This is a genomic window from Thiomicrolovo sp. ZZH C-3 (genome assembly GCF_054862725.1).
This window is the reverse complement of record NZ_JBTKXX010000001.1, coordinates 172,746-196,328: the sequence shown is the minus strand read 5'-3', so window position 1 is coordinate 196,328 and position 23,583 is coordinate 172,746. Positions and strand designations below refer to the sequence as shown.

Below are 23,583 nucleotides of genomic sequence, written 5' to 3'. Positions count from 1 at the left end.
CCGTCTCCTTGTCGTTTCTGCTCACATTATACCCCAGCTGGTAATGAAGGGCTAACAGTTTTATGGTAAATTACCGCTATGAATGCCGAAACCGCACGCTCACTCTACATTGTCGCCAAAACCCGCAACGCCGGCAGTATCCTTGTGGCGCTGGGCATGACCGAACTGCTGCTCCGCCTACACGGCCGGGTCGCCTTTTTCCGCCCGCTGATCACCGATGCCGAAGGAGAAGATCCCGATACCCGGACCATTCTCAGCCATTTTGCGCTGGAACAGCCCTACGAGAGCGCCGTCGGCCTGACCGTCTCCGAGGCGGAGACCCTGCTCTCCGAGGGGAAGATCGACCAACTGATGGAGACGATCATCGAGCGGCATGACACCCTGCTCGAAACGTACGACTTCGTCCTCTGCCAGGGCGTGGTCAACGAATCCCTCGCACAGCTGATCGATTTCGACCTCAATGTCGAGATCGCCAAAAACCTTGCGGCACCCGTCATCGGGGTCGTCCCCGCCCGCGGGATGGATGGAACGGGGCTTCAAGAGGCGCTGAGGCTCTGGAGTTATGCCATCAAAAAACAGGGCGTCTCGCTCATGATGCTCTTTGCCAACCGCTGCGACACCGCGCTCTACGAAACCCACCGCCGGGACCAGAACATCTGCCCGGAGATCCCCGAACCGGTCGTCCTGCTGCCTGAAGTGACGACCCTTGACCGTCCCAACGTTCTCCAGCTCGCCGAAGGTATCGGCGCGGAGGTGCTGATCGGTACCGACGAACAGCTGCACCGCCTTATCGACCAGCCACGCGTCGCCGCCATGCACCTGGAACACTTCCTGACGTATATCCGCCCCAACGACCTCATCATCACCCCCTCGGACCGTGCCGACATCATTCTCGGTGCCACGGCCGCCAACTATGCCGGGAACTTCCCCGCCGTCAGCGCCGTCCTCCTGACGGGTGAGACACCCCCCGCAAACAGCATGATTGAACTGCTTAAAGGGCTGGATGCCATGCAGATCCCGCTGCTGTACCTGCCCAAAGAGACGATCGAGGCCGTCCAGATGGTCCGTGCTTTCCCCGCACGCATCGATGCCACGGCCCCCAAGAAGATCGCTACGGCGCTGGGGGTCTTCAACCAGAACGTCGACGCGGAGATGATCGAAGCCAAGCTCACCGCCGCGTCAGCCGGGATCGTGACCCCGGCGATGTTCGAGCACCGCCTCTTTGCCCGGGCGGCGGGCGATCGCAAAACGATCATCCTGCCCGAAACCTCCGACGACCGCATCCTCAGGGCCGCCGACATCCTGTTGCGGCGGCGGGCCGTCGGCATCGCACTGCTGGGCCAAGCGGAGACGATCGCGGCACGCGCCGCGGCCCTGGGACTCGACCTGCGCGGGGCGATGATTGTCGACCCGGACGACGAACAGCAGAAACGTCACCTGGCAAAAGCCTATACCAGGCTCCGCGCCCACAAGGGGGTCAGCCTCGAAGCCGCCTATGACGCCCTGGGCAACACGACCCTCTTCGCGACGATGATGGTGGCGGAGGGCCTGTGCGACGGGATGGTCAGCGGCGCGACGCATACGACCCGCGAAACCATTCTTCCCGCCCTTCAGACGATCAAAACGGCCCCGGGGCAGACCCTCGTCTCGAGCTGCTTTTTCATGTGCTTCGACACCCGGGTCCTCGTCTATGCCGACTGCGCCGTCAACCCCGACCCCGATGCGGCCCAGCTGGCCGAGATCGCCATCGCCTCGGCGGCAACGGCGCAACGCTTCGGCATCGCTCCGCGCGTGGCGATGCTCTCCTACTCCACCGGGGACTCCGGGGTGGGCAGTGACGTCGAGAAGGTACGCGAAGCGACAAAACTGGTACGGGAACAGCGCCCAGACCTTGCCGTGGACGGCCCTATCCAGTACGACGCAGCCATCGACCCCGACGTCGGGGCGCAGAAGCTGCCCGGCAGTTCGGTGGCGGGACAGGCTACGGTCTTCATCTTCCCCGACCTCAACACCGGCAACAACACCTACAAGGCCGTCCAGCGCTCCGCGGGAGCCGTCGCCGTCGGTCCTGTGCTGCAGGGGCTGAACCGTCCCGTTAACGACCTCAGCCGCGGCTGCAGCGTCGCCGACATCGTCAACACCGTCGCCATTACCGCCATCCAGGCACAGGAGAACCACTCGTGAAGATCCTCGTCATCAACGCCGGCAGTTCGTCGGTGAAGTTTAAACTCTTTGAAATGCGTTCGGAACAGGTGATCGTCTCGGGCCTCGTGGAGAATATCGGCCGTGACGATGCCCATGCCATATTGCACGGCTGCCAGGAACACGTCCGCCTCGACCTGCCCGTCGCCGATCATGACGCCGCACTTGCTGTGGTCCGCGACCTGCTGATCGACAACGGCTTCATCGACAGTTTCGACGCCCTTGAGGGCATAGGCCACCGGGTCGTCCACGGCGGCGAGCGCTTCAGCGGGCCCGTGCGCATTGACGACGGCGTGCTGGAGGCCATCGAAGCCCTCAGTCCGCTGGCCCCTCTGCACAACCCGGCCAACGCCAAAGGGATCCGGGCCATGCGGAGCCTTGCCCCCCATGTCCCGCAGATCGCGGTCTTTGACACGGCATTTCACCACACCATGCCCCCCTCCGCTTTCCGCTACGCCCTGCCGGAGCGTTTCTACAGCGAACTCTCCGTCCGCCGCTACGGCTTTCACGGCACCTCCCACGCCTACGTCGCGGCTGAATGCGCGGCCCGGATGGGCAAATCCCTCGACGCCGTCAACCTCATCACCCTGCACCTGGGCAACGGGGCCAGCGCCTGCGCCATCCGCAACGGCCGCAGCATCGACACCTCGATGGGCTTCACCCCGCTCGAAGGGCTTGTGATGGGAACGCGCAGCGGCGATATCGACCCGGGCCTGCTCGCCTACCTGTCGCGCGAAACGGGTATGGGTGCGGAGGAGCTCGACACCCTCCTCAACCGTGAATGCGGTCTGAAAGGAATCGCCGGGACCAACGATATGCGCGATATCGAAAACCGGATGCGCGACGAAGACCCCGAAGCCCTGCTCGCCTTCGAACTCTTCGTCCGCCGCATCCGTAAATATATCGGCGCCTACGCCGTACTGCTCGACCGCGTGGACGCCGTCGTCTTTACCGGCGGCATCGGCGAACACAGTGCCGCCGTCCGCCATGCCGTCTGCAAAGGGCTGCATATACTGGGGATCGAGACCGATAAGCTAAAAAATGAGAATCTGACGGATGAGGGCGGCGCATTCCACGCCGAAAGCAGCCAAAGCCAGCTGCATGTCATTCCCACGGACGAGGAGCACTCCATCGCACGGCAGTGCCTGCCCTACCTGACGCAGGGAAGATAGAAACGTAGAAATAGACTACTGTTGAGTATTACCCGTGGAGCGTCCAACACAGTAGTAACATATACAAGGCATTATTGAAACAAAACGGCGCGGCAGCTTTTTCGTACTTTTTTCTTCCCGGTTCGGCTTCTTTTTTGTATGAGCATAAGCGCTAAAGCGCAATACATGCGAGGCACTAAATGCCTCGTCGTAAAAAAGAAGGGGAACAAACACACAGAAAGAGATGTCGCAATGTAGAGAGGGACCATAGTCCCCTTAGAACTGGATCATCCCGTCGATCGGAGATGACGCCGTCGCGTAAGGACGCTTCGGGATACGCCCGGCGAGGTAGCTCATGCGGCCCGCCATAACGGCATGCTTCATCGCCACCGCCATCGTCATCGGGTCGTTCGCCTGGGCGATCGCCGTGTTGGTGAGGACCCCTTCGGCCCCCAGTTCCATCGCCGCCGCCGCGTCCGAAGCGCAGCCGATGCCGGCATCGACGATGACCGGGACGCTGACCGCTTCGCGGACAAAGACGACGTTGTAGCGGTTCTGGATCCCCAGGCCTGAGCCGATAGGTGCAGCCAAAGGCATAATGGCGTGCGCGCCGGCATCTTCGAGGCGCTTGGCCATGATCGGGTCATCGGAAGTGTAGGCCATGATCGTAAAGCCGTCCTTGGCCAGGACCTCGCACGCCTTGATCGTTTCAAGCACGTCCGGGTAAAGGGTCTTTTGCGTATCGCCGATGACCTCGAGCTTGATCAGGTCGATGCCCGTCGCCTCACGGGTCAGACGGAAGGTCGTGATCGCCTCCTCGGCCGTCGTACACCCCGCGGAGTTGGGCAGGAACTGTACGCCTGTGCCTTTGAAGGTATCGCGCAGGTTCTCTTTGTTCGGGTCCGTGATGTTCAGACGGCGGACGGCAACGGTGATCAGCTCCGACCCCGAGGCGAGTGTCGCCTCCTTCGTCGTTTCGAAATCTTTGTACTTCCCGCTGCCCACGATCAGGCGGCTGTTGAACTCATATTTTCCGATTTTAAGTGTATCGCTCATATTCTCTCTCCTCATGGGCAAATCGCCCAAATGCTGCCGGGTTATAACACAGCTAATCTATAACGTATCTTACGCTAAAGCCCTAACGGCAGCCTCTAATCCGTCCCCGCGCTCCAGCAGCTCGGCAACGGTTCTGGGAAGCAGTTCGTACTCCAGGGTATGAATGGCCGCTTCGAAGGCGTCTGCATCCATCTCCTCCGTCCGTTCAAACGAGGACTGGGCAATGACGGTACCGCCGTCGAGTTCCCCCGTTACCCAGTGCACACTGACGCCGCAGACGCTGTCCCCGCTCTCATAGGCCTGCTCGATCGCCCGCGCCCCCTTGTACTTCGGCAGCAGCGAGGGGTGAATGTTGACGGCACGGATACGGTCGGTGAATACGGGGGTCAGGATGCGCATAAAGCCCGCCGTTACCGTCAGGTGGGGGCCGTATTTCTCGATCCGCTCGACCAGCACGGTGTCGAACGCTTCGCGGCTCTCATACAGCGTATGGTCGATCACCTCCACCGGGACCCCGAAAGATTCCGCCCGTTTGATGCCGGGGGCCTGCGGCCGGTTCGTAATCGCGGCGGCCACCTCTATACCCAAAGGGGGGAGGGTCTCCAGCAGCTTTTGAAGGTTGGTCCCCTCCCCGCTGAACAAAATGACAACGCGCGGCTTCATAGGCAGCAGACCCCGTCGATCAGATCGTCCGGCGTCAGCGCGTAGGGCTGTTTTTCATAACGCGCGGCGGCCTCGGTGTGCGCCAGCGAGGCATGGATAGCAGCGTCCAGCGGCGTATAGCCCTGGGCCAGCAGGGCACCGACAAGGCCGGACAGGACGTCACCGCTGCCCCCTTTGGCCAGGACGTTGGTACCGTGGGGATTGACATAGAAGCGCTCCCCCTGCCCGATGATCACATTGGCCCCTTTGAGCAGCAGTACCGCGTCGGGGTAGGCGCGGCAGAAGGCCTCGACAAAGCCGAAACGGTCCAGCTGCAGGCCCCGGACATCGGTATTGGCAATCCCCGTACGGCTCAGCAGGGTGGTGAACTCTTTGGGGTGCGGGGTGAGGACGATGCGTTTGCGCTTCAGGAGTTCCCCCAGCATCGGGTGCGCGAAGATATCCGCGTCACAGACCAGGGGGATATCATCATCGATCCGTTCTCTGAGCTCCTGTTCGGCGAACTCCTGCCCCAGCCCCATGCCGATGGCGACGGCGTTGACCGTTTCGGGGCGCAGGTGCGACTGCATCAGCTCATAGGGGATGGCGACCTCTTCGTTGGAGAGCAGGGTCACCAGTCCTGCCCCGAAACGCAGCGCCGCTTTGCCGGCGATGACGGCCGCGCCGCTCTTTTCGCCGCAGACGATGCCGAGATGCCCGAAACTCCCCTTGTGCACGTCCGGTTCGTCGCGCAGCGGCAGGCGAAGGTCGCTGCGGTCCAACAGTTTCCAGTTGCTCTCCCGCTCATACATCGCACGTGAAACGCCCAGCTCGGCCACGGTGATCTCGCCCACCGCGTTTTTGGCCGCGTCGCTGAACATACCCCGTTTGAGCGCCCCCATCGTCACCGTCAGATCGGCGCGGAAGACCGCCGCATCACAGCTCCCTCCCGTCCGCAGCCCTGTAGGTATGTCACAGGCGAGTTTGAATGCACTCATGGCGTTCATCAGCTTGATCATGCCGATGATCCCGCTTCCCAGCGGCCGCCCCAGGCCGCTGCCGAAGAGCGCGTCGACCAGAACGTCGCAGGGGGTGATCGCATCGACGACGGGGACGCCCAGTTTCTCAAGGCGTTCAAACTGCACGTGGGCCATCGGCGACTTTGCCTCCAGCGGCATGACGACTTCCACCCCGTAGGTGCCGTGCAGCAATCGGGCAAGGGCAAGGCCGTCGGCTCCGTTATTGCCGGGGCCGCAGACGATGACGACGCGGCTGCCGGCGGCAAAACGCTCCCGCACGGCGACCGCCATCGCTTCGGCGGCGTGCTCCATCAGCAGCTCTTCGCTGAGTCCGTAGCTGTTGTAACAGCGTCTGTCCAGGGCATCAACTTCGTCGAATAGGTTCTGCATGGGGGTTCCGTTTTTGCCATATTATAGCCGATTCGGCTAAAAGCGGATCGGCAGGATAGGTGGGGTCACCGCCGTTCGACGATCGTGTCGAGGTCGAGCCGATAGTGCCCTGGCTGTGGGTTGAGGCGGTAGCCGAAGGCGACGATGAGGGCGACGGAGCGTGCCGGCTCGAGGGCCAGCAGCGCCTCCACCTTCTCCTTTTCGAACCCTTCGATGGGGCAGCTGTCGATCTGCAGCGACGCCGCGCCCGTCATCATGTTCGCCGCCGCCAGGTAGCACTGCTTGTGCGTCCAGGCCTCGATCGCTTCACGGCTGTGAAACTGCGGACCCATGTGGTTTGCGTAGACGTCGAGGTATCGCTCGTACGCCTCTTCGGGAAGCCCCCGGCGCGCAAACATCTCCCGGACATATTCGCTGCCCGGTTTGATGCATTCGTTGTCCGCGGTGATGATGAGCAGATGGCTGCATTCGGTGATCTGGGGCTGATTCCAGCAGAGCGGACGCAGCGCTTCGCGCAGGGCCGTATCCGTCACGACCATGAAGCGCCACGGCTCCATCCCGAACGACGAGGGGGACATCCGGCCGAATTCAAGGATCCGGTCAAAGGTCGCTTCGGGGATTTTTTCCTCTGTAAAACGTTTACAGGCGTGGCGGAAGGCCATGGCGTCGGCGAAATCAGGCACTGAGTCTCCTTTGCACGGCATGGACGGCATCGTCAAGTTCAAAATAGAGCGGGTTCTGCCCGCCGATCTGCGGCAGGTAGGTGCGGTACTTCATGTACACGCCCCACGGTCCGGGCGATTTGTGCGGCCGGCCGCGCTTGTGCAGCTCGAAACTGACGCTCGCGTTGATCAGCCCTTTGAGCAGCAGCACCTCCGGTGTCTTCTGCATGCGCAGGGGGAACCAGATATCTTCCAGGGCCTCGTGGGCGTCGTAGTAGCGCTCCTCGTCCAGACAGGCGAGAAACGCATCGGCGTGCTCACGCGTCAGCACTGTCTTTGACCTGCAGGTATTTGCGCCAGTAGCCGCGTCCGCCCCGCAGGGAGATGCAGTGTTTGCCGGGGAAGCGCTTGCGGAACTCCGGGAGACGCTCCTTGGAGGCCTTGCCTGTATCGCAGTAAAAGACGAAGACGGAACCCTCCGGTTCCTTCTCCAGCATCGGCGGATTGTACGTCACCGTCTCGGCATGGTCGATGGGGTTGAGGATCGTATCGATCAGCAGGACCTTGACACCTTCGGCCTCGAGCCGCTTCTTTTCGCGCAGGTACTCTTCCTGCGTCCATTCCAGGGGAAATTCACTCATGGCGTTACTCTAGCAGGGGCGGGTTGAAAGGAACGTTAGTGCCGCACGTTATTCTGACACCCTCCGCTTTCTTTCATAAAAGGAGTGCCCCTCTAGAGGTCCACCCCGTCCCAGAACTCGTCGTAATCGAGGTCCGTCATCGGGTCCGTCTCCTGCGATGCCTTATGGAGCAGCTGCTGTTCGGCCGCTTCGAAATACCCCTGCAGGGCCTCCTTGATGATATCGGAAGGCTCTTTTTTCAGCAGGGCGCTGTAGGTCTGAAGCGCTTCGACCGTTTCGTGGTCGAGAACGAATTTGATCTCTTCGTGCATCCGGGTCTCCTTATGCGTAGAATCACGGCAGAAACTATAACGGATTTTACCCGCAAGGCGCTACAATGGCTTATGGCAAAAAAGAAAAAGAAGCTGACCCGCCTTAACGCCTCCATCCGCCGCTATTTCGACGGGGACGGATTCGATGAAGGGATCGAACGGGTCGAGACGGGGACCCTTGGCGAACTCGTCCAGACGCTGGGGGTCGTCCCCGACAGCTGGGAGCGCGAGGAGCTTGTCCGGACGCTGCGGCGCCTCTGGAGCGACGCCGACATCGACCTGAGGCAGGCGATCACGGCCTTCTTTACCGCCGAGGGGCGGGTCTACCCCTCCCCCCGCACCAAGGAGCCCTCCGTCGAGCGCAGCGAAAAGATCGATACGATCTTGGAGACGATGAACGTCACCCCCTCCGAGGCCCGCGCCCTGCACAACAGCTTCATCGAAGTACGCACGAAAAAGATCACGCCCGAAAAAATGGAAGCCAAGCTCGCACACCTGCGCTTCGAGCAGAAACGTGCCCGCATCGAAAAGGCGTGCGAGGGGCGCTTCGACCTTGATGACCGCTTCGAGTTCAACGCCCTGCTCGATTACGACCTTTTCGGGGAGCAGTTCCGCAAGATCCACCCCCTGAAAACCCCTGCCTTCTCCTTCACCTACCTGAACGACAGCGACGAGGCGGAGCTGGTCGCGGAGATCACGGCGGCCAAGGCGGAGGTGACGCAGCAGAAGCAGGCCGAACTGACCGCCTTTCTCGCCTCCCTCGACGCGTCCCACCCCTACCTGACCCCCGAGCAGATCGTCCAGACCCTCAAAAGCGCGCCGCCCGACGGCCGCCTGACCCTCCCGCCGCTGCCCGACAGCCTCCTGCGCACCGTTTTGGAACAGCAGACCCCGCTCAGCACGATGCTGCAGACCGACGAGGAGATCGTTATAGGCATCCGCGACGGCTTCATCCCGGAGGGGTTCAAACACCCCGTCGAACACGAAGCCCATCTCTCCTTGCTGCGCGACCCCGTCCTCGCCGCCGTCTGGCGGGGCGAGCCGGTTGACGTGACCGGCGGGCTCGATACCGCGCTGCAAAACGAGCGGGAAGCCTTTACGACGCAGCTGCAGACCCTAGCCGACGAGTGCGCCGAACTGGCCAAACTGCTCAACCCCTCCCGCGACGAGATCCTGCAGTGGCTGGAGGGCGAGCTCGCCGAACACCTCGGCGAGCACCTCGGCATCAACTCCAAACTCTGGCGCAAGACCCTTTTTCACTGGGAACGCCACATCCACGACGCCCTCCTGAAGCGCCAGCGCCAGGAGCTGCTGGCCCGCACCATCCGCGACTTCAAGAACCTCTTCCCCCTCGCCCGTGAACTGCGCCGCAGGCTCATCTTTTACACCGGCCCGACCAACAGCGGTAAGACCTGGCGGGCGATGCAGGCGCTGGAGAAGGCCGACACCGGCTACTATCTCGCCCCCCTGCGGCTGCTGGCACTGGAGGGGTACGAATCCCTGCGCGAACACGGTATCGGCGCCTCGCTCATTACCGGGGAGGAGCAGCTTATCGACGAAGAGGCGACGCACATCAGCTCGACCATCGAGATGCTCGATTTCAACACGGATGTCGACGTCTGCGTCATCGACGAGGTCCAGATGCTCGGCGACCGGGACCGGGGGTGGGCCTGGGCGAATGCCATTATCGGCGCCCCCGCCAAGACCGTCATCATGACCGGCTCGGAGAATGCCGTCGACGCGGTGCAGAAGCTGGCCGACTACCTCGGCGAACCGCTGGAAATCGTGCACTGCGAACGCAAAAACCCGCTGGAGCTGATGACCCAGGCCACCCCCGTCACCCATATCCAGCCCGCCACCGCCGTCATCGCTTTTTCGCGCAAAGAGGTGCTGCGGCTCAAACAGCAGCTCGCCCAGCACTTCCGCGTCAGCGTCGTCTACGGCAACCTCTCCCCCGAAGTGCGGCGGGAGGAGGCGCGCCGCTTCCGCGAAGGGGAGACCGAGGTCCTCGTCGCCACCGACGCCATCGCCATGGGGCTCAACCTCCCCATCCAGACCATCCTCTTCTCCCGGGGCGACAAGTTCGACGGCGAGAACCAGCGCCCGCTGACCGCCTCGGAGATCCACCAGATCAGCGGGCGGGCCGGCCGCTACGGCATCAAGGAGAAGGGGCATGTCGGCGCCATCCGCCCCGATGTCCTCTCTATGATCCACAAGCAGTTCCACAAGCCCGCCCGCCCCGTGACGGTCCCTTTCAATGTCATGGCCAACCTGGAGCACATCAAACTCGTCGCGGGGATTTTGGAGGAGGAGTCGCTCGCAGAGATTCTCACCTTCTTTGTCAAGAACATGCAGTTCACCGGTCCTTTCCGCGCCGCCAACCTCGAGTCCATGCTCGAAGCGGCCGCCATCGTCGACCGGTACGAGCTTGACCTGACGGCGAAATTCCACCTCGCCGCCGCGCCGCTGACGCTCAAATCGCCCTATATCGTCGCGGCCTACGAGCGCTACGTGCGTTCGCTGGCCCAGGCCAAACCGATCGCCTATATCCCGCCGGCGCACCTCGGCGAGTACGCCCTCACGACCGACGAGCTTCTCGAAGCCGAGGACCGGGTCAAGGAGATCTCCCTCTACCTCTGGCTCGCCTACCGCTTCACCGACGCCTTCGTCGATACGGAGAAGGCCCGTGAATGGCGCGGCACCTTCAACCGTTTCATCGAGACCTCCCTGAAAAAGAGCGAGTTTGTCCCCCGCTGCCGCCAATGTACGAAACCGCTGCCACTCAACTCCGAGTACGCCATCTGCCAGAGCTGCTTCCGCCGCCTCAACCGCGAAAAACGCAGCGGTAAAAGCACTAAACAGGGAAAATTCCGGGCGTAACCGCTCCCCAAGGAGAAGATCATGCAAAAATCGACCGCCGCCATCCTCGGCCTCTTTATCTTTCTCGGCCTCGGGCTTTTCGGCTACCTGCTCTCCACCGCCGCGCTGACCGTCAAGGGGATGGAGCGGGTCGTCACCGTCAAAGGACTGGCCGAGCGCGAGGTCAGCGCGGACAAGGCGATCTGGCCCATCAAATTCGACGAAGCCGGCAACGATCTGGGCTCCCTCTATGCGACCGTCGAACGCAAAAGCGCCGCCGTCACCGCCTTTTTAAAGGCGCACGGTTTCAGCGGGGACGAGATCACCGTCTCGCCGCCTTCCATTGTTGACCGCCAGGCCCAGAACTACGGCAATACGGCCAATATCGCGTTCCGCTACACGGCCGCAACGGTCGTCACCGTCTATACGGAAAAGATCGATGCCGTCCGGCAGAGCATGAAAGAGATCGCCGACCTGGGCAAAGACGGCATCGCGCTCTCCGGCCAGAACTACCAGCACCGCACCCAGTTCCTCTTTACCGGGCTCAACAGCCTCAAACCCTCTATGATTGAGGAGGCAACGCGGAACGCCCGCGTCGTGGCCGAGAAGTTTGCCAAGGACTCCGCCAGCCGCCTGGGCAAGATCAAAACTGCCCGCCAGGGGCAGTTCTCCATCACCGACCGCGACAGCTCCACGCCCTATATCAAAAAGGTGAGGATCGTTTCGACGGTCAGCTACTATCTGTCGGATTAAATGAGGGGGAAGCGCCGGACGGGCGCGTCTATTTCAGCAGGTCGCTGTAGTCGTAGTGGTAGGGGCGCAGGTGCAGTTTGCCGCCGCGCGTGAGAATACGGCTGTCCTCATCCGCCCGGGATTCGAAACGCTCCTTGACCCGTTTGCGGTGTTTTTTGCCGTACCCCTTGAGCTTCATGAAGTCTTTGAGGGAAACGAGATCATCAAAGTCGTCGTCCGCGAAAGGATCGGCGCTGTCCGTTGCCGCCTCCTCCGCAACACCCTCATCACTGCTCTCCTCGATAATGCCGTCCTCGAACTCCTCTTCACTGAGCGCCTCTGGGGCTGATTCGACGATCTCCGCGGAGACCGCCTCGTCGACGACGGCCGCGGCCGCCTGTTCGGGCAACAGCTTCGAGGCGAAAACCTGCAGGACATTCTTGAGCTGTTCGTCGCGCTCCTTGTAGATCTGCTCGACCTTTTCGCGTTCGGCGATCAGCATCGCTTCGCGCTGGTCGCGGAGACGGTTCACTTCCGCCTCGAGCTGCTCGTTCTTCGTCTTGAGACGCTCGTTCTCTTTCTCAATGTAATCGTGGAAACGGCTGTCTGCCGCCACAGCCGGTTTGGCATCGGCGAGCAGGACGTACTTCACGCCGTTCTCGATAACGCTGTTGAGGGTCCCGCGGCGAATCCGGTTATGGATCGCCTCTTTGGAGACTTTGAAATGTTCTGCCGCTTCGGCGACCGTCATCTTGGACATTACCTGCTCCTTTTAGCGCATATTTTCAAAGACGAGCGGGGCGTCCCACTCCATCCCGCGGATCGCCCGGATCACCTTCTGCAGATCGTCGAGCTGCTTCCCCTTGACCCGGATATGGTCACCCTCGATCTGCGCCGTCACCTTCAGCTTGAGGTTCTTGATCTCGGCGGCGATCTTCTTCGCCTCTTTGGCCTCGATGTAGTCGACCACTTTAAAGAGCGCTTTACGGTTACCGCCGCTGCTGTCTTCGCTCCCCTGTTTGTCCAGGACGTTTGACGTGAGACCCCGCTTGAGCAGTTTGCCGATAACAATGTCCTCCAGCGCCTCGAGTTTGTTGTCGCTCGCGCTTACTAACGTCAATGTTTTGGCTTTTTCGCTGTAGTCGATATCGGCCGTGAGCCCTTTGAAATCATAGCGGGTCGCCACCTCACGCTCGGCCTGGACGATCGCGTCTTTGAACGCCTGCATGTCGATCTTGGCGGAAATATCGAAACTGTGCTCTTTTGCTGCCATATAACACCTCTGTTTGTCATTCAAACCGATTATAACAAAATGAGCTTAAGGGGTTTGGCCGCAGGGGCTGCGGCCGGGAAGGAGAAGGTCAAAAACTCGGCGCTCCGAAGTCCAGGCCCCCGAAGCCGCCCATCATGTTCGGATCCATGAACCCCTCCATGCCGCTCTTGGTACGCAGCATGTTGATATCCTGCTTGGGGGCGATCCCCTGGGGACAAACCGGGACGCACTCGTTGCACAGCGTACAGTCCCAGATGCCGTTTTGCTGGACTGCCTCGAGTTTGCCGCGGACATCCTCCGTCCGGGCGTCGCTGACATAGCGCCAGCTGCGCGTCAGGGCAAACGGTCCCTCGAAGTCCGGTTTGACAGCGTAGACGGGGCAGGCGCTGTAGCAGGAGCCGCAGAGGATACAGTCGCTTTGCAGCTCGTTCGCCTTCTCCTCAGCGTGCCCCATGCGGATCGCGCCGCTGACCGGGTCGATCCATGCCTGCGCCCCGGCATTGAAGGAGAGGGGACGGTCCATGTTGACAACAAGGTCGCGGAGCACTTCGGCGTTACGCAGCGGCTCGATCAGATCGCCGTCGGCAGGCTTGTAGCTGCAGGCAAGCGCTTCGGTGCCGTTGACCCGCACGGCGCAGCTGCCGCAGACGCTGGAGCGGCAGCCCGACGCGAAGGTCAGGCTCGGATCGACATGCGTCTTGATATGGGTGAGAAGCTCCAGCAGCGTTCCGTCGAAATCGACATCATAGTTGACGGTTTCCTCACCTCTTTTTACTGCAATTTTCATCAGTCGCACCACTCCGTTTCGTTGTCATCCTCATCATCGTCCCAATAGGGATCCTCGCAGCAGGCGTCTTCCCACTCCGTTTCCTCCTCGTCGAGGAAATCCTTATCTACGTCATCCGAACAGATCATTGGAAATCGAAACACAGTCCCTCCTCTTTGATACAGCTGAGCGAATGCACGGCCAGGGCGGCGTCCGCTTCCGGGAAATCGCTGCGGTAGTGCGCCCCCCGGCTCTCTTCCCGGCGCAGCGCCCCCTCCGCCACCGCTTCGGCCACGGTGAGAAGGTTCATGAACTCCAGGAAATCCGTCCGGTTGGTGTTGTAGGCGCCGTTGCGGTCCGCGACGCCCATCTTCGGCAGTTCCGCCTGCATCGCTTTGACCGCGTCGAGCGCCGAGCGCAGCCGGTCGGCGTCACGCACCAGCCCGACCTGCTCGTAAAAGAGCGTCGCCAGCGTGTCGCGGCGGGCGTAGAAGTCGACCTCGGGGGCGTCGTTGAAACACGCCTCCAGCTCCGGGGCTTCCGCTGCAGCCGGCGCGACGTCAATGCCGGCGCTCTTCGCCGCAGTCGCTGCATTCGTCCCCGCCTGACGGCCGAAAACGATCAGTTCCAACAGGGAGTTCCCGCCGAGGCGGTTCGCCCCGTGGACGCGGTGATTGGCGCATTCGCCCGCAGCAAAGAGTCCCGCCACGGCCGTCTGCGAATCCGCACCGACCTCGATGCCCCCCATCGTATAGTGGGCGACCGGCTTGATGGGAATGGGGTCGGTGACCGGATCAACCCCCTCGTAGCGCTGTGCGAGCTTGCGCTCCTGGGGCAGCTCCTCGTCGATAAACGCTTCGCCGAGGTGACGAATATCAAGGGTGACCTTCTCGCCGGCCGTGATCTGAGCGTGGATCGCCCGCGCCACCCTGTCCCGGGGGAGCAGTTCGTCTACAAAGCGCTCCCCCTTGCCGTTCAGCAGGTAACCGCCCGCCCCGCGCGCGCTCTCGGAGATAAGGATGGAGGAGCCTTCCAGCCCCGTCGGGTGGAACTGCACGAACTCCATGTCGCTGAGCCGCGCCCCGGCCCGCAGCGCCGCCGCGTGGCCATCGCCGCTGCTGCCGGCGGCGTTGGTCGAATGGCGGCCGTACAACTTGCTGTAGCCGCCGGTCGCAAGGATCACAGCGCCGGCCATATACACTTCGACCTCGCCGCTGCGGATGTCGAGTACCTTCACGCCGCAGGCCCGTCCCCCTTCCACGATAATGTCGAGCAGGAAACGTTCGTTATAAAAGGGGATGCCCGCGCGGTTGCACTGGTCGTAAAGGGTGTGCAGGATTTTCAGTCCGCTGTAGTCCTGTGCGTAACAGGCGCGTGCCGCATAGGCGCCCCCCAGTTTCCGCTGGGCGATCTGCGCATCGGCAGTGCGGCTGAAAGGGACCCCGATCGCGTCAAGCCACCGCAGCGCCTCGATCCCCTCGGTACAGAGCGCCGTTACGGCCGCTTCGTCGGCCAGCCCCTGGGCCGACTTGAGCGTATCGGCGATGTGCGACGCGACACTGTCCTCGCCTGCATGGCCCAGCGCTGCATTGATACCCCCCTGGGCCATACAGGTCTGCGACCTTGTGGGGTAACTCTTGCCAAGCACCGCTACCGATGCCCCCGCTTCTTTGGCGGAGAGTGCCGCTGCCATGCCCGCACCACCGCCGCCGACTACTAATACATCAACCATTCCGCTCCTTTAAAGGCCGCAATTTACCGCGCATCATAACCTAGGAAGCGTTGCGTCCGTTTTAAAGAAAACCGCTTTCCTATTCGTCAAAGATTTCCGCCACGCTGCGGGAGGACGCGCCGATCTTCTCGATCCGTCCGAAGCCGATAAGGAAGTAGGTCTCCTTGGTGACGACCTCATCGATCCCGCCCCGGGCGTTGTAACCGATCAGCACGCCGTATTCGTCCTCATCTTCCAGTTCATAGGAGTCCAGCTGGATAATACTGCGGATCGTCGGCGTATGGAACGTCTCCAGCAGTTCGGGCACCACTGACGTATGCGGTCGACCGATATACATTTTGCGTTCCTTCTTCGCCAGCCCGACCGGTTTGATCTCCACCCGTGACTCCGTCTTGAGCAGGGCAGGGATGCTCAGCACGACGGAGAGGGCGTCGTAGGGGCTGTAAAAATCGAGGACCTCGGTTTTTTGCTTGATTTTCTGGGTCTGCATCTCCACCAGGCGCATGGTCATCGCGTCAAAGGTCGTCTCCGTCACCGTCTCGTTCTTGTCCTGGAAACGGGTTACCGTTTCAGCCTCGTGGTCGAAAACGTAGACGTTGGATTCAATCGTTCTGTCATTGATCTGGTAGAGCTCGAAGGTATCGGAGATATACATCCCCTCCTTGATATGGCCCCGGCTGACAAAACGGTCCCGTTCGTTGCCCGAGATATTCGCCGCCAGCCCCGTGGCGTAATCCTCCACGATCATGCGGTACTCATCCCCGCGCTCGGCGATAGTGATCTTCGCCTCCCCGACCTTCCCGAAGAGCGAAAGCATCACCTTGTAGCGGGTCGTCACCGCCTCCGAACCCATCAACGCCGATATAAAAACAAACAACAACAGCAGACTTTTCATACGCACATTATAGTACAATCACGGCATGAATTCCGCCATCGTCTCGGTGCTGGGGATCTACCTCTTTATCGGCGTGGGCTATCTGGCCAAACGCAGTTTCAAAGAGCAGATCGACGAGCGCACCATCACCCTGCTCTCGGTCTATTTCCTGCAGATCTTCCTGACCCTGTGGGGGCTGCTCAAACGCCCCATCGACACGACGCTGCTGCAGACGCCGCTGCTCTACATCGGCATCACCCTCTCCCTCGTCGCCGTGACGATGTTCGCCTCACGTCTGCTCTTTGCCGACGTGAAAGAGCGTTCCATCGCGACGGTCGCCGCGCTGATCGGCAATACCGGCAACCTCGGTATCCCGCTGGGCATCGCGCTTTTCGGCGAGGAGAGTGTCCCCTATACGACCATCATCAACCTCGCCAACGTCTTTTTCGTCTACACTTTCGGCGTCTACTACTACTCCCGCGGCAACTTCAGCGTACGTGATTCGCTGCTCAATATCGTCAAACTCCCCGTGCTCTGGGCCGCCCTCGTCGCCATCGCGCTGAACCTCGGCGGCTACCGCCCCTCCGGGACGGTCGAGGAGACCCTGACGATGGGTGCCTACGCCTCGATGGTGATGCAGCTCGTGCTTTTCGGGATCTACCTCTATGACACGAAGCTCACCGAGCTCAACCGCGTGCTCATCGGCTGGGTGAACGGACTGAAGTTCCTCGCCGTCCCCGCCGTCACCTACGCCATCCTCTCGCTGACGGACCTGCCGGAAATGGTCAAAGGGATCCTCTTCATGGAGATGCTGATGCCCCTCGCCGTCGCCAACGTCAACCTGGCGTCGCTGTATGACTGCCGTCCAAAAGCACTGACGGCCCTCATCTTCATCACCTCCGTCCTCTTCCTGGGGATCATCTTCGCCGCCATGCGCTACGTGCCGTGGCTCACCATCTGAGCTTCAAAGGAGACCCTATGCTTGAACTGACCGATGCCACCTATTCACAATTCGTCGCGGAGATGGAGCAACCGCTTTTTATCGACTTCTACTCCCCGACCTGCGGCCCCTGCCAGCAGGTGCTCTCGCAGCTGCCCGCCCTGGAGAAGCATTTCGAGGGCAAAGCGGTGATCGCCAAGGTCGATGTCACCCGTAACCCGAAACTAGCCGCAAAGTACGAGATCCGCAGCGTCCCTTTCTGCGTCAGCATCGGGGCGAAGGACAAAATGGTAAAGGATTATGAACTGGGTGCCGCCGCCCCGGCGCGCTATATCCGTATGATCGAAAAGGCGCAGGGGAAAGGACTGTTGGCGCGGCTGTTCGGGAAGTAGCCTACTTCAGACGGTAGATATTTTCATCGGGTACGATGCAGTAAACCTCGTGGATGCGGGTATCGTAGCGCTCTTTGACGACGACTTCCATTCCCAGGGACTCCGCATGGGCCTTGAGTTCGGGGAGAATATCATCGTTGCCCGTCGTGATCTCGACCAGCAGGTCCCCTTTGTACCCGGAATAGGTACGGATGTCCCGGATGGGGAACTCAAGGGCAAAGCGGATCATCTGCTTGCGTACGTCGGAGAGCTCTTCGTGGGACGCTTCGAGTTGCGATGCCGACTTGCCGTACTGCCGCTGCATAAAATGCGGCATCTCCTCCTGATTTTTATTATGATCGTCCGCCATCACTGCCTCCTTGCTTTTTCACATGGTATCATATTTTCCGGCCGTTTCACTATAATGGTAACTATGAAACCGACGTTATGGACCCTCCCCAATATCCTCAGTCTTTTCCGGCTGGCCTGCGCCCCGTTTCTCGTCCTCTCTGGGCTCGCGGAGAGTGCCGTTCCCTTCTTCACGATCCTCTCGCTTATGCTGCTTTCCGATGCCCTTGACGGTTTCCTGGCACGCCTGCTTCATCAAACCAGCGTGCTGGGGGCGAAGCTCGACAGCTACGGCGATTACGCCACCTATATGGCCGTCGTGCTCGGAGCCTGGCTGCAGTGGCCCGAACGCATCGAACGCGAAGCCCCTTTTATCCTGCTGGCCGTCGCCGTCTTTATCCTCCCCGCCGTGATCAGTATCGTGAAATTCAAACGGTTTGCCAGCTACCATACGTGGATCACCAAGGTCTCCGCCGTAGTGATGAGCCTCGGGATCTTCGCCCTGCTTGTCTTTGACCTCTCGTGGCCCTTCTACGTTGCCGTCGCCGTACTCATGCTTGAAGCGACAGAGAATATCGCCATCACCCTGACCCTCGACGTCCCGGAGACGGACATCCACTCCTGGTGGCACCTTCACTCCCGGCGCTAGAACGCCTGGGCAATCAGCCAGTAGCGCACGACCCGCAGCGTGCCGGCAATAAGGATGAACCAGACAATGTTCAGGCGCACCAGGCCCGCAACGAGGGTCAGCGGGTCCCCGATGATCGGCAGCCAGCTCAGCAGCAGGGCCGCATAGCCGTAGCGGTGCCCCGCAGCGAGCGCTTTGCGCCCCGTTTTGCTCCGCTCCAGTTTCGCATGGGTCTTTTCGTAAAGCCAGAAACCCAGAAGGTAGTTGACGAGGATCGCGAGGATATTCCCGGCGGAAGCCGCCGCCAGCGCCACGCCGCTTTCCGTCCCGCTTGAAAGTGCGGCAACAAGGGCGGCTTCGGAACTGAACGGCAGCAGGGTCGCGGCAAGGAAAGCGGAAAGGAACAGCCCCAGAGGGCCGTAGGCATCAGGCATTGACGAAAGTACGGATGTTTTCGATCACTTTGGCAATGAGGGCATCACGCGCCTCGACGGAGGTCCAGGCGATGTGCGGGGTGATGTAGAGGCGCTCTTTGTGCTCGATTTCCATCAGCGGGTGGCCCGCGCTCATCGGCTCTTTTTCAAGCACGTCGAGGCCGATGTAGAGCGATTTGGCGTCGATGATGGCCGCCAGGGCCCGCTCGTCGACGATCCCGCCGCGGCCGAGGTTGAGCAAGACGGCCCCGTCTTTCATAATGAGCAGCTCGGAGTGGCCGATAAGCCCCTTTGTCGAAGCGTTGAGCGGGGCGTGGATGGTAACGATGTCGCTCTCCTCCAACAGGCGGCTGAGCGTCACTTTCTCGTAGTCGGGATTGTCGTTTTTCCCGGAGGTGGAGTAGTAGCGCACCTCCGCCCCGAAGACCTTCGCAACAGCGGCGACGCCCCGGCCGATCTCGCCCAGGCCGATAATGCCCCAGACCTTGCCTTTGATCTCATGGAAGGGGCGGCCGACATGGGTGAAAACCTCGCTGCGCGACCAGTCGCCGTTCTTGACGTAGCTGTCGTAGTAGCGGCTGTGGCCCAGCAGGTAAAAGAGCATGGAGAAGGTGTGCTGGATGACGGAGTCGGTGGAGTAACCCGCAACGTTTTTGACGGCGATGCCGCGCGCCTCGGCGGCGGGGATATCGACGTTGTTCGTCCCCGTTGCCGCCACACAGATCAGTTTCAGCGAAGGGGTCGCGGCCATCATTTCGTCGGTGATAACGACCTTGTTTGTGACGATAACGTCGGCGTTTGCGATGCGTGACAGCGTCTCTTCCGGCGCCGTCGTCTCGAAGGCTTCGACTTCGCCGAAAGCGTCGAAACCGCCGAGGTCCGTCTCCCCGAAGGTGAGGGTATCGAGCAGGACGATTTTCATCAGTGGTCGCTTACTTTTTCAATGATGGTCCGGGCCTTGGCCAGCGCGGCCTCCGGCTCGTCATAGACCAGGGCGACGGCGAGGCGGCGGCCCGGGTGGGACTCTGGCTTGCCGAAGACCCGCACGTAGCTGTTGTCATCGAAAAGGGCATCGTCCACATCGACGACCGGGGCGAAGGACTCCGCCGTCGCCTTGTAGGCCGCCGACGCGCCGCCGCCGTAGAAGGTGAAGCCGAGCGGCAGGCCGAGGACGGCGCGCAGGTGTAGGGCGAACTCACTCTGGCTCTGGGTGATGAGGGTGACCATCCCCGTGTCGTGCGGGCGGGGGCTCACTTCGCTGAAGTAGACCTCGTCACCCTGGATGAAGAGTTCGACGCCGAAGAGACCGCGGCCGCCGAGGCCGTCCGTGATCGCCTTGGCGATCGCCTGCGCCCGCTCCTTGGCCACATCGCTCATCTGCATCGGCTGCCAGCTGAAGACGTAGTCGCCGTCGCGCTGGATATGGCCGATGGGCTCGCAGAAGACCGTCTCAAAACCGTTGCGCGCCGTCAGCATCGTGATCTCGTAATCAAAAGCGATAAAGGCTTCGACGATCAGCTCGCTCGCATCGCCGCGCGCCTCTTTGGCCATCTCCCAGGAGCGGTCGAGGTCCGCTTCGCTCTTCATCACGCTCTGGCCGTGGCCCGAGGAGCTCATAACCGGCTTGACGACACAAGGGTAGCCGAGCCTCCCGGCCGCCGCCTCCAGCTCCTCGCGGGTTTTGACGAACTCGTACGGCCCCGTTTTGAGCCCCAGCTCCTCCGCGGCGAACTTGCGGATGTTCTTGCGGTTCATCGTTTTATTGACCGCTTCGGCGTTCGGGATGACATGGAACCCTTCCGCTTCGGCCTTGAACAGTGCATCGATGCTGATCGCCTCGATCTCCGGGAGAATGAAATCGGGCATCTCGGATCGGATCAGCTCCAGCACCGCCTCGGTGTCCTGCATGTTCACAACATGGGAGCGGTGGGCGACCAGATGGGCCGGTGCCCCCTCGTAACGGTCGACGGCGATCACCTCGAGTCCCAGGCGCTGCGCCTCGATGGCGACCTCTTTGCCGAGTTCCCCCGAACCCAGCAGCATGATACGAACGGAATTGCTTTTTAACGGCGCGGTAAACAGCATCGGAAGATCCTTGAAAATCAGATGCCTAATTGTAACGAAGGGAGCTAAAAATCAGTCGTGGTAATGGGCGCAGGTCGTGTAGTCGAAATTCTTGATGAGATTGGCAAGATCCGCGATACTGACGGGCTCTTTGAGGCGGCGGCGGTTGTGGTGCTCCACGCAGTAGGCGCACCCTTTGTGTTCGCTGTAGTCGTCGATGGCGCTAAGGATGATGACCCGCTGCTTCGGGTCGAGACTGTCGATCATTTTCAACGCTTCCACACCGGCTTCGAGGGCAAAATCCACAATGACAATGTTGTATCTTCCGACGGCGTACTTGGCTTTAAAATCCTCGAACGTAAAGACATAATCAACATGATGGTGGTACTGGTCGTGCAGGATCTCTTCTCTGGCGTAAGTGGCAAGGCCCTGTTTGTCGATAAGGAGGAGGTTCATTGTGGGAGTATCCAAAAAGCCCGGAGGCTTTCGGGATTAGAGGCGTGACTCGTAACGGCGCATCATATACAGACGTTTGAGCATTTTCTTGCGAGCTGCAATTTTCTCTTTTTTACGCTTCTCGGTTTCCGTTTCGTGGAAACGGCGAGCACGCGCTTCCGTAACAACGAGGTTACGGTCAGTCTGCTTTTTGAAGCGACGGTACGCAGCATCGAAGTTGTCGTCTTGACGAAGAACGATACCTGGCATTCACATCACCTACTTTCTTTAAAATTTGGACGCGAAGTATAACACAATCCGCATCCGAATGCAAAGCGGGGTTATTCCCAGACGAAAACGCGCATCGGCGTGTCGTCGCGGTTGCCCCACTCTTTCATCGATGCGTCGTAGAGCTTCGCCTGCGCGAACCCGAGCACGCGGTGCACGACAAAGTAGTTCATCGACGCCTCCAGCCCGCCGGTGCAGTAGACGATCAAGGGGGCATTCCTGTCAAGTCCCAATCCCTGCTCCAGCATCGCCGAGAGCTCCGCTTTCGGTTTGAGGCGGTTTTTCGGCGTCACGTTATAGCGCCAGAAGTAGCTGTGCGCCCCGCTGATATGGCCGGCGCGTTTTAGTACACCCTGCTTTTCAGCGCCGAAGTAGAAGCGCGCCGGGCGCGAGTCGATCATCGCCACTTTTCCCAGGGAAGCCCTCACCTCCTCCAGCGTCGCGATCATCCCGGCGTCGGTCTTGACGGTGTAACTGCCCGCTGCGTCCGCCGTCGCCGTTGCGGAAAGCTTCCCACCGGCAGCGGCGTAGGCGGGAAGACCGCCGTCAAGCAGGGCGCTGTTCTTGAACCCGGCATACGCCATCGCCCAGAGCACATAGGTCGCGCGCAGCAGGTCCTTGTTGTCGAGGTGGTGGGAGTAGACGACGACCATCGTATCCTCACCGATGCCCAGGCGGCGCATCTGCGCCTGCAGCTCCGCGGCGCTGCGCACTTCGGCGTGCCGGTCCACGCCCTGGCGCCAAAGCTCGATACTTGCGTTGCGTGCGTCCGGGATGTGCCCCTCCTCGTAAGCTTCCGGGGCGGAAACATCCACGATCACGAGGTTTTTCTCCTCCCCATGCTTGACAAGCCATTCGCCCGTCACCACCGGTTCCATCGCCGCCAGCGTTGCCGCCAGCGCCGTCAACATTATCCAAATACGTTTCAAGATTGACCTTCCTAGTAAAGATGTTCGCGTTTGAAATACTCCTGCGGCACTTTGCACAGCGGGCAGGCTTTGGGCGGCTTTTTGCCGCGGTGGATATGGCCGCACACTTCGCAGACCCAGATCTCCTCGTCGTCGCTCTGGAAGAACCCGTCGTCGATCATCGCCTGCTTCAGCGCGCCATATTCGCGTTCGTGCTCCACTTCGACCTTGCCGATGGCGTTAAAGAGACGGGCCAGTGCCTTGTGGCCCTCCTCTTCGGCGATCGCGGCAAAGTTCGGGTACATCTCCGTATGCTCATAGTGTTCCCCGGCCATCCCCGTCTCCAGGTTCTTCATCGTCGTGTCGAGCTCCTGGCCGTCGACAAGCTTGTGGTAGGCCTTGAACTCCGCGCGGGCATGCCACATCTCGTTGAGTGCCGCTTCGCGGAAGTGGCTTTCGATCGCATGCCACCCCTCATCGCGGGCAATATCCGCAAAGAGGTCGTACTTATTGCGCGCCATCGATTCCCCGGCGAACGCCTTCATCAGGTTGACCGCCGTCAGGTTGTCGGTGGTGCACGCCATCTCCTGTCCGCAGCAGGTCAACGTGCCGCCGCCGACGTGCTGCACTTCCACTTCATTTCCGCAGACGCTGCATTTGTAGGTCTGATACTGTTTCATCTTCTGCTCCTTCGCTCCCGGCGGACAACCCGCCACTTTATGACACTCCGGGCAAAACGGCCCGGCGCCGGCCTCAAGACGATCAAAACAGACACCATTATAGGATGGGTCGACTTTTGCACCACTTACTATTAAAGGAAAAAGATTATCCTTTATACTTCTCTTATTTCGAAGCCC

At 60.9% G+C, this 23,583-nt stretch carries 28 protein-coding genes; 7 read left to right on the top strand and 21 right to left on the bottom strand.

Annotation, left to right across the window (positions count from 1 at the left end; translation table 11 throughout):
- Positions 1-78 precede the first annotated feature (78 nt).
- Positions 79-2,184, top strand: coding sequence for a phosphate acetyltransferase (pta, locus tag ACXWTF_RS01010; RefSeq protein ID WP_461713186.1), 2,106 nt, complete (start codon positions 79-81; stop codon positions 2,182-2,184).
- Entirely contained in the window at positions 2,181-3,374 is a 1,194-nt protein-coding gene (locus tag ACXWTF_RS01005; RefSeq protein WP_461713185.1) for an acetate/propionate family kinase, read from the top strand. Before pta ends, ACXWTF_RS01005 begins: the two co-directional genes overlap by 4 nt.
- A 255-nt stretch (positions 3,375-3,629) precedes the next feature.
- Here ACXWTF_RS01005 and ACXWTF_RS01000 read toward each other — a convergent pair whose 3' ends face one another.
- The 7 genes from ACXWTF_RS01000 to ACXWTF_RS00970 form a co-directional block, all read right to left on the bottom strand.
- Entirely contained in the window at positions 3,630-4,409 is a 780-nt protein-coding gene (locus tag ACXWTF_RS01000; RefSeq protein ID WP_345972787.1) for a thiazole synthase, read from the bottom strand.
- Between the two features lie 69 nt (positions 4,410-4,478).
- A complete protein-coding gene (gene purN, locus ACXWTF_RS00995; protein ID WP_461713184.1) occupies positions 4,479-5,072 on the bottom strand; it encodes a phosphoribosylglycinamide formyltransferase in 594 nt (197 codons plus the stop codon).
- On the bottom strand, positions 5,069-6,460 hold the full coding sequence (locus ACXWTF_RS00990) for an NAD(P)H-hydrate dehydratase (RefSeq protein WP_461713183.1): 1,392 nt from the start codon (positions 6,458-6,460) through the stop codon (positions 5,069-5,071). The genes purN and ACXWTF_RS00990 overlap by 4 nt, the downstream gene beginning before the upstream one ends.
- Before the next feature lie 65 nt (positions 6,461-6,525).
- The gene (locus ACXWTF_RS00985; protein WP_461713182.1) at positions 6,526-7,143 is read right to left on the bottom strand and encodes an NAD(P)H-dependent oxidoreductase; all 618 of its coding nucleotides are present in this window, start codon (positions 7,141-7,143) and stop codon (positions 6,526-6,528) included.
- Positions 7,136-7,453: a DUF309 domain-containing protein gene (locus ACXWTF_RS00980; protein WP_461713181.1), complete on the bottom strand. Its 318-nt coding sequence runs from the start codon at positions 7,451-7,453 to the stop codon at positions 7,136-7,138. The genes ACXWTF_RS00985 and ACXWTF_RS00980 overlap by 8 nt, the downstream gene beginning before the upstream one ends.
- Positions 7,440-7,763, bottom strand: coding sequence for a hypothetical protein (locus ACXWTF_RS00975; RefSeq protein ID WP_461713180.1), 324 nt, complete (start codon positions 7,761-7,763; stop codon positions 7,440-7,442). The genes ACXWTF_RS00980 and ACXWTF_RS00975 overlap by 14 nt, the downstream gene beginning before the upstream one ends.
- 92 nt (positions 7,764-7,855) lie before the next feature.
- Positions 7,856-8,074 carry a hypothetical protein gene (locus tag ACXWTF_RS00970; protein ID WP_461713179.1) on the bottom strand — a complete coding sequence of 73 codons (219 nt, stop codon included), beginning with the start codon at positions 8,072-8,074 and terminating at the stop codon, positions 7,856-7,858.
- Between the two features lie 72 nt (positions 8,075-8,146).
- On the opposite strand from ACXWTF_RS00970, the gene ACXWTF_RS00965 reads away from it, so the two are divergent.
- Both ACXWTF_RS00965 and ACXWTF_RS00960 read left to right on the top strand, forming a co-directional pair.
- Entirely contained in the window at positions 8,147-10,954 is a 2,808-nt protein-coding gene (locus tag ACXWTF_RS00965) for a helicase-related protein (RefSeq protein ID WP_461713178.1), read from the top strand.
- Positions 10,955-10,975: 21 nt separating this feature from the next.
- Positions 10,976-11,686, top strand: coding sequence for an SIMPL domain-containing protein (locus tag ACXWTF_RS00960; protein WP_461713177.1), 711 nt, complete (start codon positions 10,976-10,978; stop codon positions 11,684-11,686).
- A 28-nt stretch (positions 11,687-11,714) separates the two neighbouring features.
- On the opposite strand, the gene ACXWTF_RS00955 is transcribed toward ACXWTF_RS00960, so the two are convergent.
- The 6 genes from ACXWTF_RS00955 to ACXWTF_RS00930 all read right to left on the bottom strand — a co-directional run bounded on the left by ACXWTF_RS00955 (position 11,715) and on the right by ACXWTF_RS00930 (position 16,331).
- A complete protein-coding gene (locus ACXWTF_RS00955; RefSeq protein ID WP_461713176.1) occupies positions 11,715-12,425 on the bottom strand; it encodes a DNA-binding protein in 711 nt (236 codons plus the stop codon).
- 12 nt (positions 12,426-12,437) lie between these two features.
- Complete coding sequence (locus ACXWTF_RS00950) at positions 12,438-12,938, bottom strand: YajQ family cyclic di-GMP-binding protein (protein ID WP_461713175.1); 501 nt, start codon at positions 12,936-12,938, stop codon at positions 12,438-12,440.
- An 88-nt stretch (positions 12,939-13,026) separates the two neighbouring features.
- Positions 13,027-13,725, bottom strand: coding sequence for a succinate dehydrogenase/fumarate reductase iron-sulfur subunit (locus ACXWTF_RS00945; protein ID WP_461713174.1), 699 nt, complete (start codon positions 13,723-13,725; stop codon positions 13,027-13,029).
- Positions 13,725-13,868, bottom strand: coding sequence for a hypothetical protein (locus ACXWTF_RS00940; protein ID WP_461713173.1), 144 nt, complete (start codon positions 13,866-13,868; stop codon positions 13,725-13,727). Before ACXWTF_RS00940 ends, ACXWTF_RS00945 begins: the two co-directional genes overlap by 1 nt.
- Positions 13,850-15,436 carry an FAD-dependent oxidoreductase gene (locus ACXWTF_RS00935; protein ID WP_461713172.1) on the bottom strand — a complete coding sequence of 529 codons (1,587 nt, stop codon included), beginning with the start codon at positions 15,434-15,436 and terminating at the stop codon, positions 13,850-13,852. Before ACXWTF_RS00935 ends, ACXWTF_RS00940 begins: the two co-directional genes overlap by 19 nt.
- 79 nt (positions 15,437-15,515) lie before the next feature.
- Positions 15,516-16,331, bottom strand: coding sequence for a DUF3108 domain-containing protein (locus ACXWTF_RS00930; protein WP_461713171.1), 816 nt, complete (start codon positions 16,329-16,331; stop codon positions 15,516-15,518).
- A gap of 25 nt (positions 16,332-16,356) precedes the next feature.
- Here ACXWTF_RS00930 and ACXWTF_RS00925 point away from each other — a divergent pair, with 25 nt between their 5' ends.
- Together ACXWTF_RS00925 and ACXWTF_RS00920 are read left to right on the top strand one after the other, a co-directional pair.
- Positions 16,357-17,271: an AEC family transporter gene (locus tag ACXWTF_RS00925; RefSeq protein ID WP_461713170.1), complete on the top strand. Its 915-nt coding sequence runs from the start codon at positions 16,357-16,359 to the stop codon at positions 17,269-17,271.
- 17 nt (positions 17,272-17,288) lie between these two features.
- Positions 17,289-17,642, top strand: a complete 354-nt coding sequence (locus tag ACXWTF_RS00920; protein WP_461713169.1) for a thioredoxin family protein — start codon at positions 17,289-17,291, stop codon at positions 17,640-17,642.
- A gap of 1 nt (position 17,643) precedes the next feature.
- On the opposite strand, the gene ACXWTF_RS00915 is transcribed toward ACXWTF_RS00920, so the two are convergent.
- Positions 17,644-17,991, bottom strand: coding sequence for a hypothetical protein (locus ACXWTF_RS00915; protein ID WP_461713168.1), 348 nt, complete (start codon positions 17,989-17,991; stop codon positions 17,644-17,646).
- Between the two features lie 63 nt (positions 17,992-18,054).
- Here ACXWTF_RS00915 and ACXWTF_RS00910 point away from each other — a divergent pair, with 63 nt between their 5' ends.
- Positions 18,055-18,618: a CDP-alcohol phosphatidyltransferase family protein gene (locus ACXWTF_RS00910; RefSeq protein ID WP_461713167.1), complete on the top strand. Its 564-nt coding sequence runs from the start codon at positions 18,055-18,057 to the stop codon at positions 18,616-18,618.
- On the opposite strand, the gene ACXWTF_RS00905 is transcribed toward ACXWTF_RS00910, so the two are convergent.
- The 7 genes from ACXWTF_RS00905 to ACXWTF_RS00875 all read right to left on the bottom strand — a co-directional run bounded on the left by ACXWTF_RS00905 (position 18,615) and on the right by ACXWTF_RS00875 (position 23,406).
- Positions 18,615-19,031 carry a YqaA family protein gene (locus ACXWTF_RS00905; protein WP_461713166.1) on the bottom strand — a complete coding sequence of 139 codons (417 nt, stop codon included), beginning with the start codon at positions 19,029-19,031 and terminating at the stop codon, positions 18,615-18,617. The two genes, ACXWTF_RS00910 and ACXWTF_RS00905, sit on opposite strands and share 4 nt — an antisense overlap.
- Positions 19,024-19,953 (bottom strand): D-2-hydroxyacid dehydrogenase, encoded by a 930-nt coding sequence (locus tag ACXWTF_RS00900; protein ID WP_461713165.1) that lies wholly within the window; start codon positions 19,951-19,953, stop codon positions 19,024-19,026. The genes ACXWTF_RS00905 and ACXWTF_RS00900 overlap by 8 nt, the downstream gene beginning before the upstream one ends.
- On the bottom strand, positions 19,953-21,116 hold the full coding sequence (purT, locus tag ACXWTF_RS00895; RefSeq protein WP_461713164.1) for a formate-dependent phosphoribosylglycinamide formyltransferase: 1,164 nt from the start codon (positions 21,114-21,116) through the stop codon (positions 19,953-19,955). Before purT ends, ACXWTF_RS00900 begins: the two co-directional genes overlap by 1 nt.
- A gap of 51 nt (positions 21,117-21,167) precedes the next feature.
- Complete coding sequence (locus ACXWTF_RS00890; RefSeq protein ID WP_461713163.1) at positions 21,168-21,551, bottom strand: response regulator; 384 nt, start codon at positions 21,549-21,551, stop codon at positions 21,168-21,170.
- Positions 21,552-21,587: 36 nt separating this feature from the next.
- Positions 21,588-21,800 (bottom strand): 30S ribosomal protein S21, encoded by a 213-nt coding sequence (gene rpsU / locus ACXWTF_RS00885; RefSeq protein WP_345970281.1) that lies wholly within the window; start codon positions 21,798-21,800, stop codon positions 21,588-21,590.
- A gap of 71 nt (positions 21,801-21,871) precedes the next feature.
- Positions 21,872-22,747, bottom strand: coding sequence for a sulfurtransferase (locus ACXWTF_RS00880; protein WP_461713162.1), 876 nt, complete (start codon positions 22,745-22,747; stop codon positions 21,872-21,874).
- A gap of 11 nt (positions 22,748-22,758) precedes the next feature.
- Positions 22,759-23,406 (bottom strand): ferritin family protein, encoded by a 648-nt coding sequence (locus ACXWTF_RS00875; protein WP_461713161.1) that lies wholly within the window; start codon positions 23,404-23,406, stop codon positions 22,759-22,761.
- Between the last annotated feature and the right edge of the window lie 177 nt (positions 23,407-23,583).

What these genes read in the sequence shown, in the direction of transcription:
- pta (WP_461713186.1), top strand. Translation starts at nt 79, where the DNA reads ATGAATGCCGAAACCGCACGCTCACTCTACATTGTCGCCAAAACCCGC.
- ACXWTF_RS01000 (WP_345972787.1), bottom strand. Translation starts at nt 4,409, where the DNA reads ATGAGCGATACACTTAAAATCGGAAAATATGAGTTCAACAGCCGCCTG.
- purN (WP_461713184.1), bottom strand. Translation starts at nt 5,072, where the DNA reads ATGAAGCCGCGCGTTGTCATTTTGTTCAGCGGGGAGGGGACCAACCTT.
- ACXWTF_RS00990 (WP_461713183.1), bottom strand. Translation starts at nt 6,460, where the DNA reads ATGCAGAACCTATTCGACGAAGTTGATGCCCTGGACAGACGCTGTTAC.
- ACXWTF_RS00975 (WP_461713180.1), bottom strand. Translation starts at nt 7,763, where the DNA reads ATGAGTGAATTTCCCCTGGAATGGACGCAGGAAGAGTACCTGCGCGAA.
- ACXWTF_RS00970 (WP_461713179.1), bottom strand. Translation starts at nt 8,074, where the DNA reads ATGCACGAAGAGATCAAATTCGTTCTCGACCACGAAACGGTCGAAGCG.
- ACXWTF_RS00965 (WP_461713178.1), top strand. Translation starts at nt 8,147, where the DNA reads ATGGCAAAAAAGAAAAAGAAGCTGACCCGCCTTAACGCCTCCATCCGC.
- ACXWTF_RS00960 (WP_461713177.1), top strand. Translation starts at nt 10,976, where the DNA reads ATGCAAAAATCGACCGCCGCCATCCTCGGCCTCTTTATCTTTCTCGGC.
- ACXWTF_RS00955 (WP_461713176.1), bottom strand. Translation starts at nt 12,425, where the DNA reads ATGTCCAAGATGACGGTCGCCGAAGCGGCAGAACATTTCAAAGTCTCC.
- ACXWTF_RS00950 (WP_461713175.1), bottom strand. Translation starts at nt 12,938, where the DNA reads ATGGCAGCAAAAGAGCACAGTTTCGATATTTCCGCCAAGATCGACATG.
- ACXWTF_RS00945 (WP_461713174.1), bottom strand. Translation starts at nt 13,725, where the DNA reads ATGAAAATTGCAGTAAAAAGAGGTGAGGAAACCGTCAACTATGATGTC.
- ACXWTF_RS00935 (WP_461713172.1), bottom strand. Translation starts at nt 15,436, where the DNA reads ATGGTTGATGTATTAGTAGTCGGCGGCGGTGGTGCGGGCATGGCAGCG.
- ACXWTF_RS00930 (WP_461713171.1), bottom strand. Translation starts at nt 16,331, where the DNA reads ATGAAAAGTCTGCTGTTGTTGTTTGTTTTTATATCGGCGTTGATGGGT.
- ACXWTF_RS00925 (WP_461713170.1), top strand. Translation starts at nt 16,357, where the DNA reads ATGAATTCCGCCATCGTCTCGGTGCTGGGGATCTACCTCTTTATCGGC.
- ACXWTF_RS00920 (WP_461713169.1), top strand. Translation starts at nt 17,289, where the DNA reads ATGCTTGAACTGACCGATGCCACCTATTCACAATTCGTCGCGGAGATG.
- ACXWTF_RS00915 (WP_461713168.1), bottom strand. Translation starts at nt 17,991, where the DNA reads ATGGCGGACGATCATAATAAAAATCAGGAGGAGATGCCGCATTTTATG.
- ACXWTF_RS00910 (WP_461713167.1), top strand. Translation starts at nt 18,055, where the DNA reads ATGAAACCGACGTTATGGACCCTCCCCAATATCCTCAGTCTTTTCCGG.
- ACXWTF_RS00905 (WP_461713166.1), bottom strand. Translation starts at nt 19,031, where the DNA reads ATGCCTGATGCCTACGGCCCTCTGGGGCTGTTCCTTTCCGCTTTCCTT.
- ACXWTF_RS00900 (WP_461713165.1), bottom strand. Translation starts at nt 19,953, where the DNA reads ATGAAAATCGTCCTGCTCGATACCCTCACCTTCGGGGAGACGGACCTC.
- purT (WP_461713164.1), bottom strand. Translation starts at nt 21,116, where the DNA reads ATGCTGTTTACCGCGCCGTTAAAAAGCAATTCCGTTCGTATCATGCTG.
- ACXWTF_RS00890 (WP_461713163.1), bottom strand. Translation starts at nt 21,551, where the DNA reads ATGAACCTCCTCCTTATCGACAAACAGGGCCTTGCCACTTACGCCAGA.
- rpsU (WP_345970281.1), bottom strand. Translation starts at nt 21,800, where the DNA reads ATGCCAGGTATCGTTCTTCGTCAAGACGACAACTTCGATGCTGCGTAC.
- ACXWTF_RS00875 (WP_461713161.1), bottom strand. Translation starts at nt 23,406, where the DNA reads ATGAAACAGTATCAGACCTACAAATGCAGCGTCTGCGGAAATGAAGTG.